Below are 13,503 nucleotides of genomic sequence, written 5' to 3' on the forward strand. Positions count from 1 at the left end.
GCGCCGGCCGGTCCGGCCCTTGGCGCAGGACGGGGACGGGCCCGGCGCGGAGAGTGCTCTCTCCGCGCCGGGCCGTAGCACCCGGGTGGGGTCAGCCGACGCAGACGGCGATCCTGCCCGGGCCGGTGCCGGTGCCCTGGAAGCCGAAGGTGGTCGACTGGCGGCCGAGGACGCGTCCGTTGTAGCTCACGTTGGTGAACTGGACGGTGCCGCTGGTGCCGCTGGCCTGGGCGTTCCAGGTGCCGGTGACGGCGGCGCCGGCGGGCAGTTCGACGGTCACCTTCCAGCCGTTGATGTCCGACTTGCCGGCGGTGACCGTCACGTTCGCCGTGAAGCCCTCGGCCCACTGGTTGACCGCCACATCCGCGTAGCAGCCGTCACCGGCCGGCGGCGAGCTGTTCGGCGGAGGGGTGGTCGGCGGGGTGGTCGTCGGCGGGGTGGTGGTCGGAGGGGTGGTCGTCGGCGGAGTGGTCGTCGGAGGGGCGGTGGTGGGCGGGTTGGGCGCGCCGTTGGCCAGGCTGAAGGCCAGGTCGGGCTGGAACGAGCCGGCCGTGTAGCGGCAGCCGTCCGCCTCCCCCGGCGGCTTGACCCAGAGGTACGCGTCGATGTTGCTGTCACCGGTGTTGGTCGTCGGGTACTGCCCGATCCGCCGGTCGGTGTTGTCGTCGCCGCACCAGTCCCCGCTGGCGCCTCCGTTACGGCTGGTGTCGATGACCTGGCGCTTGCCCGAGATGCCCATGCCGGTGAGGGCGGAGATGACGTTCCGGCCGAAGTTCGCCTCGCCGGAGGTGGAGTTGTAGTTCGACACGTTGGTGAAGAAGCCGTCGGCGTACTGCACGCCGGCCGCCCGGAGCCGGTTGGCCGTCTCCCCCGCGCTGTTCCAGGTGGAGTGACCGCCGTCGAGATACACCTTGGCGTTGGGGTTGGCCGACTTGATGGTCCGGGTGGCCGTCGAGATCGCCTCGTTGCGCGCGCTGATCTCGCCGCTGCTCAGGCACGTCAGCAGGGCGAGCGAGTCGGTTTCCAGGATGATGATGACGGTCTGGTTGCCCAGTCCCCTGGCGAAGTTGGACACCCACGTCTGGTACTGGTTGAGGTCCGGCGCCCCACCGGCGCTGGCCCCGCCGCAGTCCCGGTTGGTGATCTCGTACACCGCCAGCACCGGGATCTGCTGCGCCGCGTTGGCGGCGCCGATGTGCCCGGAGACCTCGGACTGCACTGTCGACGGGTTGAAGTTGGCGAACCAGCGGGCCTGCGGCTGGCTCGCGATCTTGTCGCGGATGACGGCGGTACGCGAGTCGCCGGGGTTCGCGGCGACCCAACGGACGACGGCCGAACTCGGGTCGCGGTAGAGCGATCCCGACAGTGTGCCGGCGGAGGCGCTGCCGACGGTCAGGCAGACGCCCACGACGGTGGCGGCCGCGACGGCCGCCATGCTGATGGCCGCCGATCTGCGGCGAAGCGAGGAGAGGGTAGGCACGACGTGTTGCCTCCTGATCACATAGATGTTTCCACGTTCATGGGAGCGTTCCCAGGACGGTAGCGGAGGCGCGCGGCCCTGCCAAGACGTGGAGACCCGTCGATGAGCATGGCCTCGTCATCCGTCAAGGCGGGACGAATGCACACTGATGCTTTTCGATGTTGCCAGAACGGGTTCAGGCGTGCTGGAATGACTCACATCGCCGCAGCGCGGGGGCAACCGCGCTGGGAACGGCCAGCGCGGGAGCATCGCAGTGCCGGCAGCGCGCCGCTTTGGCGGACGCTCGCATGCCGCATCGCCGGGCCATCTCCAGGACGACGGGCATCGTGCCGGGCAGGCATCCTCGCCCGCCGTACGTATTCCCCCAGTGCGTATCCCCCGACGGGCGACGCGTTCGACGCCTGACACGCCGTGCGTCCGATCCGGTCCGCCAGCGCACCAGAACCGGCGACGAGGTGAGAAGCAATATGATTTCCCGAGAGCGTTTCGCGGGTTGGTACCGAAACCGCTTCGTGTGGGTGACGGTGATCCTGCTGGCAGTGTCGGCCGGCGCGTTCGCGCTGCTCAACCGGGCCGACCCGGAGTCGGAGCCGGCCGATCTGCAAGGGCAGATCATGGCCCGGATGCGTACCACGCTCGAACAGGCGGACCCGGGGCAGCACAACCATGCCGGACACACTGCCCAGCAGGTGACCACAGGGAAGCCGGCGGTGATCTGCGGGGTCCGCGTCTACGGCTACGAGCCGGCCGAGGTCACCGCGCTCGCCGACGTGCGGACGGTCTACGGCTTCCACCTCTGCGGGGTCGCCGAGCAGAAGCGCCCCTGGGACGTGGCGGTCAAGCTGGCCGGCCCCGTGATCATGGACATGTCCACCGAACCTCCGGGCATCCAGGTGGTCGAGGCGACGGCCGACGTGATGTTCACCGACCGGCTGCGCGAGATGTTCCCGGAGAAGTACGCGGAGTTGGCGCTCAAGGAGGCGCTGACCGACTCGGAAATGGCCGACCAGCGCCGCCGGTACGACGCCGCAGCCGGGCTCTGACCCTGCCGGGCGGCCGACGGCGCGGTCGCACCCACACCTATCCGGCTATTTGATCCACATCCGACCATAGATCGATAAGCATTGATATCTATGCCAATAGGTGCAACAGTTGTCTGGGAGCGTTCCCATTGTGATCTTCAGTCCCGAAGAACGGAGGATGAACAGTGCGTCCACACAAGTTCGAGCAATCCGGCGGGCGATCCCGGTCAACCGTCCGTCAGTCCCTCCGAGCGCTCGTCATGCTGTTCGCGATAGCGGTCGGCATGCTGCCCTGGGCCGGCGCAGCCCAGGCACACGGCACCGTCATCAACCCGGCCAGTCGCGCCTACCAGTGCTGGAAGACCTGGGGCAACCAGCACACGAACCCAGCCATGCAGCAACAGGACCCCATGTGCTGGCGGGCGTTCCAGGCCAATCCCGACACCATGTGGAACTGGATGAGCCAGCTGCGCGACGGCCTCGCCGGCCAGTTCCAGGCGCGCACCCCGGACGGGCAACTGTGCAGCAACGCCCTCTCCAGGAACGACACGGTGAACCAGCCCGGAGCATGGAAGACGACCACCGTCAGCCGCAACTTCACGGTCCAGATGTACGACCAGGCCAGCCACGGCGCTGACTACTTCCGGGTCTACGTCACCAAGCAGGGATTCAACCCGGCCACCCAGCGGCTCGGGTGGGGCAACCTCGACGTGATCACGACGACCGGGCGCTACGCGCCAGCGCAGAACATCTCGTTCAACGTCTCGGTCTCTGGACGCACCGGAAACCACGTCCTGTTCGTGATCTGGAAGGCGTCCCACATGGACCAGACCTACATGTGGTGCAGCGACATCAACATCACCTGATCGGCAAGACCGACAGCCGCGGCACCATCCCGGCCCAGGGCGTTGGCGTCCTGGGCCGGCTCGCTCTTCCGGCAGCGCCCCACGCGCGTCGAACACCGGCATCATGGGTTGCCGCCGTTGCCTACCGCCCTTCTCGGCAGTCCGGGGCCCCGCCGGTGACGGTTATGCGAAAGTGCCGCGGGTGCGTGCCGCGATGCGGATGGTGGTGCCTGCGGGTCCGCTGACGACGAGGAGATAGTCGGCCATCTGCCCGACCACCCATAGGCCCATACCTCCCGTTTCGGACAGGGGTGGTCGCTCGGTGCGCGGAAGGTACTGCGCGGCGTTGAAGCCCGGCCCGTGGTCGGTGACTTCACAGGTGAGCTGGCCATCCAGGAGCAGGAGCAGGCCACCTCTGCCGCCCCCGTGCCGAATCACGTTGATCATCAGTTCGTTGACCGCAGTGACCCAGTTCTCGATCTCGTCCTGGCCAAGGCCGCACCGGCGACTGGCGGCCTCAACCTCGCGTCGGACGCGGGTCAGGTCGGCGAGGGTGAACGACGTCGAGAGCAGGGGCTTCCTGGCGGCGGGAGCATGGTGGCCGAGCGGTGGATTGGCCACTGCTTCCCCTCCCTGTCGGACGTGGAACCGGCGAGCTTGTCGATGGCACGAGGGAGGACAGCTCTCCGGAACGGGTTCGCCGGACGATCAACGCATTGATATGACATGGGAAGATACCCCACCTCGGCGGCGCAACACTGTTGATCTCGCTGCTGGCATGCTGTCGGCGGCGTGCCGGCGTCTAGGCTGCCTGGGTGGCAGACGCCGAGCTGATGACGAATGACGAGCGGCTGCGTCGTATCGAGGCGATCACCGATGCCGCCCTGTCGGGACTGCACGTCGCCGAGTTGCTCGACGAGCTGTTGGAACGGGTGCGGGACCTGCTCAAGGTCGATACCGCCACCATCCTGCTGCTGGACGAACACACCGGTGAGCTCGTCGCGACAGCGGCCAAGGGCCTGGAGGAGGAGGTGCGTCGCGGTTTCCGCCTCCGGGTTGGACGCGGCTTCGCCGGGCGAGTGGCGGCGACACGCGCACCGGTCACGATCCATGACGTCACGCCCGACGACGTGGTCAATCCCGTCCTGCTCGCCACGGGCGTACGCGCTCTGCTGGGCGTGCCCATGCTCGTCAACGGCGACCTCGTCGGCGTACTGCACGTCGGCTCCCTGGCCCTGCGGCGGTTCGGTCCCGACGACGTGCGGCTGTTGCAGCTGGTTGCCGATCGTGCCAGCCTCGCGGGTCGGGCCCGAGCGCAGGTCCTCGACCGGCAGGCAGCCCTGGCCCTGCAACGTAGCCTGCTGCCCGGCCGGCTACCCGATATCCCCGGCCTGGACCTGGCCGCCCGGTACGTGCCCGGCCACGACCTGGGCATTGGTGGCGACTGGTACGACGTGTTCACGTTGCCCTCGGGTTGGCTGGGCGCCGTCATCGGCGACGTCTCGGGCCACGGACTGCCGTCCGCCGTCGTCATGGGACGCATCCGCAGCGCGCTACGCGCCTACGCCCTCGACGCCGACGATCCCGCCCAAGCGCTGACCTCCCTCGATCGCAAGATCCACCATTTCGAAGCGGGCACCCTCACCACCGCCGTCTACGCCCTGATCACACCCGATCGCACGAGGGTGCACCTCTCCTCCGCCGGCCACCTGCCGCCGCTGCTGGCTGTCCCCGGCCACCCCACCGCGCTCGTCAACCTGACGGTGGACCGGCCACTCGGTGTGGGGCGACCATCAGCCACTCGCCGCAACACCGTGCTGGACCTACCGCCGGGTGCGGCGCTCATCTTCTACACCGACGGACTGATCGAACGCCGCAGCGAACTGATCGACACCGGGATCGAGCGCCTCGCCGACGCCGTGCGGTCCGGGCCAGCCGAGGCGTTGTGCGACCACATCATGGCCACAACCGCGGAGGAGCACCCCAACGACGACATCGCCCTCCTGGTCATCCGGCGCCAACCACCGCCGGATTGAGCCGCTCGGTGCTCATGGCCGAGATCGCGGGACGCGGGGCCTACCCCTGTGAAGGACGGTCGCCCGCGGTGGCGGCGCGCATCTCCTTGAGCACGTACGTGGTCGCCTTCTCGACGACGCGGACGCCCTCTTCCTGGCTCACGTGATGGTCGGACAGCACGGCGATCAGCCAGTCATGACGGGCCTCGACGATCCGTCCGATGCTGTTGACCAGCCAGCGACCCCCGTCGACATCAACGGTGTCCCAGCCGTTCTTGACGTAGACGGAGCCATTGCCGGGTTCCCGCGCGGCAGTCACTCCCCATCGTTGCTCGGGGATCACCTTGTTCATGAGGCCCATGATGAACGTACGGTCCTGCGGGGTCAGGGGTCCCGTCGGCGACGTCAGCGCGGTCAGCAGACGGAGCTGGTCGGCAGCCGTGGTGGTGGTGAGGCCCCAGTGGGAGTTGGGCCTGGTCTCCCGCAGACCGAGTGCCCGGTTCGCGGCCGTAAGGCCGCGCGAGCCCTCGATCCTCTGCCACAGGGCCACCGCCGCGGCGTTGTCGCTGGACGTGATCATGGCCTCGGCCAACCGTCGAGCGTCAGACCCCAGTGCCTTGCCCGACGGTTTCTGACGCAGCAGAAGGGCGGCGAGGATGTTGACCTTGACGATGCTGGCGGTCTGGAACCGTCTGGTGCCGACCGTCACCGCAGCCGATCCTTGTCGATCCAGCGCCGCGATTGCCAGGTGGCCGCCATACCGCTCCACGTAGGTCTTGATGCGCGTTCTGGCCTGCGCAAGTCGGTCGATGGCCGGCGTCGTGGGGATCGGATCGGCAGGGGAAGGACCGTGCGCTGGGCCGGCTGAGTCGCCTTCGCGAGCGCGGGTTGCACCGAAGGCGGCCGTCGCGACGCCAGCGAGGGACATGGTGACCGCGGAGACGACCCAGCGGCGTGACAGCTGCCGACGTTCCCGTTCAGCCAAGGCGGGCCACCGCCCTCGCCGCGATCGAGTCCACCGCGGCCTGGCTGCCCGGGTCGGGCAGGCTGACCGTCGAGACCGTCTCGCCTCGTCTCAGCATCACGAAGTACGTGACGGTGTTCGGGATGTCGGCATGCTCGATGCGGCCTCGAATGAGCATCCCGGGGCCCTCGAAATAGTGTGGATCAACGACGTCGAACGAGACCTGCGATCCGAGGACCAGGTAGCTCGCGCACCGCAGCAGGACCCGCCGGACGTCGTCGACATTCCGCTCGGCCCATCCAGGTTCGTACGTCTCCACGACGTGGTGGGCCGGCGACGAGCCGCCAGACAGCCGGTAGTAGCGCTGCACGGCAGTGCGCCGATGCGACTTGGCCGGGTAGTCGCTGCTCCGATAACCGGGGCAGTTGCTCTGCTCCCATGGCCAGGGCGGCAGACCGGTTCGAGCGTCGTCCTCGTGCCAGTCCGGGCCCAGATCGCCCGCCCCAAGCAGCATGCTCGGATCGCCCCGTTCCGGGTTTGCGGTGTGTCGCTCATCGGGGCCGACGCCGGGCTTCGACTGATGACACCCTGCGGCCATCATCACCAACGCCGACAGGACCGCGACCGAACCTCGGCCTCTGCCGCGAATCCAGCCTCGGCACGTCCTGTTGCTCGATACGGACACCCTGGACCTCCCCCAACGCAGACATTTGCCACCGCAGGTCGCGCTTCCGGCGACGATGCGTGGCGGCATGCTCCTCGCCTCACCACAGGCGCGGCCGCTGCCGACCGGCGGCCCGACACCACCGGGATCCGCCGCGACCGGCCGCGGCCGGGACCGGTCAATGGCGTTCCTCGGCGAACAGTTCGGAACGGGTCTCGCCGAGCAACTCGCGCAGGCGGTTGAGCGAACGCATGCTCTGGCTCTTGACGACCGCCGTGGAGACGCCCACGACCTCGGCAGTTGTCTCCACGCTCAGGTCGTCCCAGTAGCGCAGGACGATGATCGCCCGATCCCGTAACGGCAGCGTGGCGACCGCGTCCAGCAACGTCATGCGCAGCTCGGCCGGATGTTCCTCGCCCCGATCCGGCGGCGCCGACATCGCCAACTCCCGGCTGGAGCGACGCCGCTGCTGGTCGATCATGCAGCGCAGAAGTATCTTGCGGGCGTACGCGTGGGGCTCGTCGGCCCGACGGACCCGCCTCCAGTTGGCGTACACCTTGGCCAGGGTCGTCTGGGTGAGGTCCTGGGCGAGATGCCAGTCGCGGCACATCAGGAACGCGGCGTCGCGCAGGCGGCCGGCGGCCGCCTGCGCGAACTCCACGAAGTCTTCGTCAGCCATTCGACCGGGCCAGCGTCGGGAAGTTCTTGGCACCGGTGACGACGAGTTCGGCGGGCAGTTTCGTCCCCCAGGTCGGGTTGGCGGCGATCTCGGTCGCCTCTTTCACCGAGAGGACGGGCCGTGCCGGCACGGTCCCCTTGGCGTCCCACACCAGACAGGTGGAGACCATCAGATCAACCCGGATGCCACCGCGATGGTGCACGGTTACCACCTTGTTCTGCACGCAGTCATCGGGTGCCTCGGTCAGCTCCACCGTCCCCAGGGGCGGATCGCCGTCGAGGTTGTCACGGGAGATGGCAAGCCTCAGCATGCCCGGCCCATCGCCTCGGTCCAGGTAGACCTGGACGTACGGCATGCCGGGGGCTGTCCCGCTGCTCTGCAGGTTCGCATAACCGCTGGTCTTCCCCCTCGGCAGCAGTCGGGTCAGCAGTTCCAGAGCGCCCTGCGGTGTGGTGGTCAGCAGGTCACCGTCCGGCCCCGGCCCCATCCTCACGGTGTCGATCACCGTGGTCGATGGTCTCGGCGGCGCTGGCCGAAAGGGGTCTCCTCGCTCCTCGTTGTCGCCCTCCTCGGACCCGACAGGTGCGCCAGCCGGCGGCTCGGCCGGGGACGGCGTGGCGGTGTCGACCGACCCGCTCGGCAAGCCCAGGTTCGGCCCGCCGGGCTGACCGGCGTCATCGGCACCGACGCCGAGCGGCCCGGCGGCCAGGCCGATCACGAGCAGCATCGCCAACGCCGATCCGCCGGCGCCGAACTGCGCCTGTCGGCGCTGGCGGCGCAGCCGGCGGCCCTGCACGATCGACTGCTGGACCAGGTCACCCAACGGCGGGGCGGGGTGTCGGGCCAGGTCGTCCCTCAAACGCCCATGAACGTCACCCATGTCCCGTGCTCCTCCTCGGCCGGCCGCCCGCGGTGGCGATCCGTCACCTGACCTGACGGGTTGGCCAGCCGATTTGGTTACCGCCTTTCGGCGCGAATTCTCAGCTGGGCGAACGGACTCCTACCGGGACGACCACCAGGTCGAGACGGCGGTGACGGCGAACCCCAGGGACTCGTACAGCGGCCGGCCCAGCCGAGAGGCGGTCAGTGTGACCGGCAGGTCCGCCATCGGAGCCAGGGACCCCAGCATGATCGCCCGCCCGACACCACGGGACCGGAACGCCGGTGCGGTGCCGACCCAGTAGTGACTGCCGAGCCCACCGTGCACGACGGTGACGCACACCCCGGCGGTCTCGCCATCCAGGCTGGCGATGAACACGTCCACACCTGGTTCGTGGATCAACGCCGTCGGGATTATCTCGCCGGCCCGGTAGGGCACGAACCTGGCCAGCTCGAAAGCGGCGATCACGGTACGCTCCGCGGCCCGCAGGTCCTCCTCGCTTCGCAGCCGGATGACCGCCATCGCCGGCTCGGCCACGACGTCGGGCTGGCGCAGCATGACCGGCATCTGCCAGGAACGCATGTCGAGGTGACGCAGATCCGTCGAGCTGAACGGGTCCTCGGCGTCCACCGGCCCGGTCGCCCGGGCTGCCAGTTCGGTGATCTCGGCCAGTTCCTCACGACGGAGGTCGGGCTCCTGGATCAGGATGCGCAGGCCCGCGCGCCTGTCGCCGACGACGGCGAGGAAGCCTCGGCGGCGGAGCACCTCGTGGCCGCGGACCCGCCCGGTGGTGGCCCAGAACGCAGCGGAATTGCGGGCCTGGCGCAGCGGCGCGTCGGAGGCGGACAGGGACCAGCCGCGTTCGTTCGCTTCTGTCGTCATGGCGGCAGTTGTCCCTTCGGAGGGGTCTCGACTCGGCGCGTGATACGGCGGAGCTAGGCAAAACTGAGGCCGCCGGCCCGGACGCGTTTGAGTTCGGAGAAGGCCCCACAGGCGGCGAGCAGACGGGCACCGTCGAAGACCCGCAGGGCCTCTTCCCCGCGCGGGATCGAGGTCAGTACGGGGCCGAAGAACGCCACGTTGTCGACCACGACCGTCGGGGTGCCGAGGTCCTCGCCCACGAGTTGCTGCGCGCGGGCGGTGCTCGCCCGCATCCGCGGGTCGACATCGCTGCGATGGGCGGCCCCGGCCAGGTCGGCGGGAAGGCCCGCCTCGGCCAGGGCCGCGGGGACGACGGCGTCGAAATCCTTGTCGCCCTCGTCGTGGATCCGGCGACCGAGCGCCGTGTACAGACTCGCGAGGGCGGTGGCGCCGTGTTCGGCGTGTGCCGCCGTGCACACCCGCGCCGGCCCCCACGCGCGGTCGTTGAATTCGCGGTACCAGGGCTCCAGATCGCGATGCTCGTTGATCACCGCGAGGCTCATCACCTCGAACCGCAGATCGACCGGACGCATCCGTGCCACCTCCACCAGCCAGCGCGAGGTGATCCAGGCGAACGGACAGGACGGGTCCACGTAGGCCGTCACCGCCGACGCGCGGCCAGAATTATCTTCCATGGAAGGGAAGTTACCTTCCATGGAAGGTAAGATGCAACGGTGGATGACGACCGCATCACCCAGATCGTTGGCCAGTGGCGACGCGAGCGACCAGACCTCGACCCCAGCCCGCTGCTGATCATCGGTCGGATCCAGCAGCTGGCCGTCGTACTCGACGCAGCCCTGCGGCCGCCGTTCGCCGCGGCGGACCTCGGCAACGGTGAGTTCGACGTGCTCGCGGCGCTGCGTCGGGAGGGTGATCCGTACGCGCTCACGGCGGGGCAGCTGAGCCAACGGATGCTCGTCACCACCGGGGCGGTGACCAAGCGGGTGGACCGGTTGATCGCCCGGGGGCTCGTGTCACGCTCCGTGTTCGAATCCGACGCGCGCGGCAGGGTGGTGGCGTTGACACCCGCCGGAATGACGTTGATCGACCAGCTGATCGAGGAGCATCTGGCCAACGAGGCGCGCATCCTGCGTGGCCTCACCGACAGCGACCGCGCAGCGCTCGAGCGCCTACTGGCGACGCTGACCCGCGCGCTGGGTGCCTGAGTGCGAGCGTTCACTCGTTCCAGGGTCGGTGGGCGACGGTGAGGATGTGGGTCGTCGGCCAGTCGAGGGGCTGGCCCTCGAGGTCGACGAGAGAGGCGACCGGCGCGATCCGGTTGTCGATCACCCACTCGTTGCGGACGGCGGTGGAGGCAGGACCGATCTCGAAGCCCGCCTCCGTCAGCAGTGTCGTCCACTCGGCGAAACTGAGGCCACAGAACTGTTCCTTCGTCTCGGAGAGCCAGTTGTCGGTGTAGTCCTTGCGGGTCAGGTAGTCCATCGCGGAGCCCAGTTCGAGCCGCACCGAGCCGTCGGGCAGCGCCTCGTAGTCGAAGGGGAACGCGAAGTCGACAGCGAACTGTTCCAGCCGTGCCCGCGTCGACAGTCCGCCGACATAACGCCTGACCTCGGCGGAGTCGAGGCTGGCGAGGTCCCGGTGCGGCGATGCCGGGTTGTCGCCGTCATCCGTCACGAGTCGCAGGATCACCGGGCGGTGGGGGTCGTCCGGGCCGCACACGTCGCTGTTGATCCAGACGCCACCGGGCACGGTGTGGTCGTGGATGCGGCGGGCGAACTGCAACAGTGACTCCCGCTGCCGCCCGTACGACCAGATCTCATGGGTCAGCGCGAAGGTGAGGGTGCTGTCCACCGACCGGTCCTTGAAGACCGCGCCGCCAAGGACGTTTCGGTGGAAGAAGTACACGTTGGCGTTGCGGAACACGCCCTGCGCCTTCTTGTGCAGACACTCCTGGAAGAGGTGCCGGGCGACCTCGACGCCGATGAGGTCACTCTCGTGCAGGCCGGTTTCCCGGTCGGCCAACTCCAGGACCGCCCCGGCACCACAGCCGATATCCACGATCCGGCCGGGTTGCACGTACTGCCGGACGGCGTCCCACTTACGCTCGGCGGCGCCGGCGAAGGCCTCCACGTAGGTCCGGTAGTCGCGGGTGACGGTAAGGCCACCCTCGTCGCCGACGAGGGGGTCGTTGACCACCATCCGGATCTCGTCGACCAGGCGGTAGCGCTCGAAGACGTCGATCGTCGCCGGGTGCGTCAGCTTGCGCCACGTGTCGTCGCCCGCGGCCAGGCGCAGCAGGACGTCCCAGGGCCGTTCGGGCGTGGTACGCAGCTCGGGGTCGGCCTCGACCTGCGCGACAGTGAAACCGAGCCGCTCGTACAGCTTGGCGACCTGCGGCGTCGAGCATGCCACCAGGGTGTCGGCAGGAGTGAGTTCGAGTCCGGTGGCTACCGCGATGTTCTTGAGGGTCACCTCGGCGAAGGCGTCGGTGTACGCGGTGTCGAAGATCGGCACGACCACCGACCGCAGCCCGCTCAGCACGCTGAATCGCTCGATCGCGGCCTCCCGCCGGTGGTACGGGACCGGATTGCGCTTGGTGTTCTCGTGGTTGGCGGAGGTCACCGCCCAGACGATCGTGACAGCGCCCTCCTCGGCGAGCCGCCGCAGGTAGTCAGCCTGGAAGCAGGTCAGCAGGTGATGGCGCCCTGGAAACAGCACGAAGCGGGTGGACGGGCCAGCCATGGTCACCCCACGTTGTTCCGAGCCTGTGTGCGGCCCGCGATCATAACGGGAGGCTTGTTGCGGTTATCCGACCGGGACGGCGACGACGTCCTTGGGGAGCTGTGGCCGACGTGGCGCGGGGTGGTGCGTCAGCACCAGCCGTTGACCTGGCTGGCCGATCCGGTGTACAGGTAGGCGTCGGGGACCCAGGTGCCGTCGGTGAGCTTGTTCCACAGCGTGCTGGCACCCCAGCGGCCGGTCAGACTGGTGCCGTTCGACGAGCAGGCGATGCTCGCTGTGGCACCGTCCGCGAGCGAGCCGACGACGCCGTACCCGGTGCCCGGCCCGGACCGCCGGCTGATCGACGTGCCGCCGTTGCTGTCGACGATTCCCTGGGTGAAGCCGAGCGCGCCGTAGTTGTAGAGCGCCCCGCCGACGTAGACGCGTTTCGAGCCGTGCAGCGCTGAGCCCTCGTAGGCCGTGCTGCCCTCTCTCGGCACCCACTTGCCCAGGTTGTGGGTCGCGATCGCCACGTACGCGCTGTTCTGCCGGAGCCCCAGGTGCACGTGCCGGCTGCTCGCGCTCCCGCCGCAGGTGATGTCGGTGCCGGTGTCGCCGAGGTAGGTGCCCGCCGAGACGGACGCGCCGTCGACGTTGATGTTGTTCCAGAGGTGGTAGTAGTCCGTGGCGTACCCCCGGTCGTGGATCACCCGGATCCAGCCCTTGCACATCGTGTAAGCGGTACCGGCGCGCACGGCCAGCACCCGCTGGTCACCGCCTTGGAGGTCAATCGAGCTGAACGGTCGCGGAGAGCCCGACCAGCCGTGCGGGCCGCCCCGCAGAGTCCAGGACTGGCCGACGGTGAACGGCAGGCGCATGCCGGTGCGGAAGTCTCCGTTGGCAGCCAGGGTGCCGGGGGCCGTGAGAGCGGCCATTTCCTGTTGGGCGACGACGGAGGCGGGCGCGGCCGCGGCCAGTTCGGTGAAGGTGGCCTCCCCCTCGAAGGCGACCTGCCAGTCGCCGCGCTGGTGGCGGGCGACGAAGATCCAACCGGACGGATAGAGCCCTTCCTCCTGCGGAGCGACGAGCACGGCGGTGCCGAATGCCCAGGCACGGCCGTCCCGGCGGGTGACGGTCACCCGGGTGTCCGCCAGTCCGGCGGCGCGGGCTCCCTGGCCCGCCGCGACCGCGGCCTCCTCGAGCAGCTTGTTCTGCACGGCGACCGTGACGTCACCGGCCGGCGCGGCGTGGGCGCCGCTCGGCACGGTGCTGACCATGGTGGCAGCGAGCAGCATCGCCGTGGCGGTACCGAGCCAGCGTTGAGTACTGATCATGTCCTCTCCAGAGAGGT

14 protein-coding genes are annotated in these 13,503 nt (G+C 69.0%); 4 read left to right on the forward strand and 10 right to left on the reverse strand.

What is annotated here, in order from left to right; translation table 11 throughout:
• Positions 1-91 precede the first annotated feature (91 nt).
• Entirely contained in the window at positions 92-1,435 is a 1,344-nt protein-coding gene (locus HNR22_RS08180) for a glycoside hydrolase family 6 protein (protein WP_179779840.1), read from the reverse strand.
• 512 nt (positions 1,436-1,947) lie between these two features.
• Between HNR22_RS08180 and HNR22_RS08185 the strand changes: the two genes are divergently transcribed.
• The gene (locus HNR22_RS08185) at positions 1,948-2,523 is read left to right on the forward strand and encodes a hypothetical protein (protein WP_179779841.1); all 576 of its coding nucleotides are present in this window, start codon (positions 1,948-1,950) and stop codon (positions 2,521-2,523) included.
• Positions 2,524-2,762: 239 nt separating this feature from the next.
• A complete protein-coding gene (locus tag HNR22_RS08190) occupies positions 2,763-3,368 on the forward strand; it encodes a lytic polysaccharide monooxygenase auxiliary activity family 9 protein (RefSeq protein ID WP_179779842.1) in 606 nt (201 codons plus the stop codon).
• Between the two features lie 162 nt (positions 3,369-3,530).
• Here the strand turns inward: HNR22_RS08190 and HNR22_RS08195 are convergent, their stop codons facing one another.
• Entirely contained in the window at positions 3,531-3,968 is a 438-nt protein-coding gene (locus HNR22_RS08195) for an ATP-binding protein (protein ID WP_179779843.1), read from the reverse strand.
• Between the two features lie 194 nt (positions 3,969-4,162).
• Here HNR22_RS08195 and HNR22_RS08200 point away from each other — a divergent pair, with 194 nt between their 5' ends.
• Positions 4,163-5,383 carry a PP2C family protein-serine/threonine phosphatase gene (locus HNR22_RS08200; RefSeq protein ID WP_343059733.1) on the forward strand — a complete coding sequence of 407 codons (1,221 nt, stop codon included), beginning with the start codon at positions 4,163-4,165 and terminating at the stop codon, positions 5,381-5,383.
• A 40-nt stretch (positions 5,384-5,423) separates the two neighbouring features.
• Here the strand turns inward: HNR22_RS08200 and HNR22_RS08205 are convergent, their stop codons facing one another.
• The 6 genes from HNR22_RS08205 to HNR22_RS08230 all read right to left on the reverse strand — a co-directional run bounded on the left by HNR22_RS08205 (position 5,424) and on the right by HNR22_RS08230 (position 10,126).
• Positions 5,424-6,347, reverse strand: coding sequence for a serine hydrolase (locus HNR22_RS08205; protein WP_179779844.1), 924 nt, complete (start codon positions 6,345-6,347; stop codon positions 5,424-5,426).
• A complete protein-coding gene (locus HNR22_RS08210; protein ID WP_179779845.1) occupies positions 6,340-6,840 on the reverse strand; it encodes a hypothetical protein in 501 nt (166 codons plus the stop codon). The genes HNR22_RS08205 and HNR22_RS08210 overlap by 8 nt, the downstream gene beginning before the upstream one ends.
• Positions 6,841-7,168: 328 nt before the next feature.
• Entirely contained in the window at positions 7,169-7,669 is a 501-nt protein-coding gene (locus HNR22_RS08215; RefSeq protein ID WP_179779846.1) for a SigE family RNA polymerase sigma factor, read from the reverse strand.
• A complete protein-coding gene (locus tag HNR22_RS08220; protein ID WP_179779847.1) occupies positions 7,662-8,549 on the reverse strand; it encodes a hypothetical protein in 888 nt (295 codons plus the stop codon). Before HNR22_RS08220 ends, HNR22_RS08215 begins: the two co-directional genes overlap by 8 nt.
• A 120-nt stretch (positions 8,550-8,669) precedes the next feature.
• Positions 8,670-9,431, reverse strand: a complete 762-nt coding sequence (locus tag HNR22_RS08225; protein ID WP_179779848.1) for a GNAT family N-acetyltransferase — start codon at positions 9,429-9,431, stop codon at positions 8,670-8,672.
• A gap of 53 nt (positions 9,432-9,484) precedes the next feature.
• The gene (locus HNR22_RS08230) at positions 9,485-10,126 is read right to left on the reverse strand and encodes a mycothiol-dependent nitroreductase Rv2466c family protein (protein ID WP_281374140.1); all 642 of its coding nucleotides are present in this window, start codon (positions 10,124-10,126) and stop codon (positions 9,485-9,487) included.
• An 18-nt stretch (positions 10,127-10,144) separates the two neighbouring features.
• On the opposite strand from HNR22_RS08230, the gene HNR22_RS08235 reads away from it, so the two are divergent.
• Positions 10,145-10,636 carry a MarR family transcriptional regulator gene (locus tag HNR22_RS08235; RefSeq protein WP_179779849.1) on the forward strand — a complete coding sequence of 164 codons (492 nt, stop codon included), beginning with the start codon at positions 10,145-10,147 and terminating at the stop codon, positions 10,634-10,636.
• A 10-nt stretch (positions 10,637-10,646) separates the two neighbouring features.
• Here the strand turns inward: HNR22_RS08235 and HNR22_RS08240 are convergent, their stop codons facing one another.
• On the reverse strand, positions 10,647-12,173 hold the full coding sequence (locus tag HNR22_RS08240) for a class I SAM-dependent methyltransferase (protein WP_179779850.1): 1,527 nt from the start codon (positions 12,171-12,173) through the stop codon (positions 10,647-10,649).
• 128 nt (positions 12,174-12,301) lie between these two features.
• The gene (locus HNR22_RS08245; protein ID WP_246380754.1) at positions 12,302-13,486 is read right to left on the reverse strand and encodes a peptidase M23; all 1,185 of its coding nucleotides are present in this window, start codon (positions 13,484-13,486) and stop codon (positions 12,302-12,304) included.
• Positions 13,487-13,503 lie beyond the last annotated feature (17 nt).

The organism is Micromonospora jinlongensis, assembly GCF_013410645.1.
GTDB classification, from domain to species: Bacteria; Actinomycetota; Actinomycetes; order Mycobacteriales; family Micromonosporaceae; genus Micromonospora; species Micromonospora zamorensis.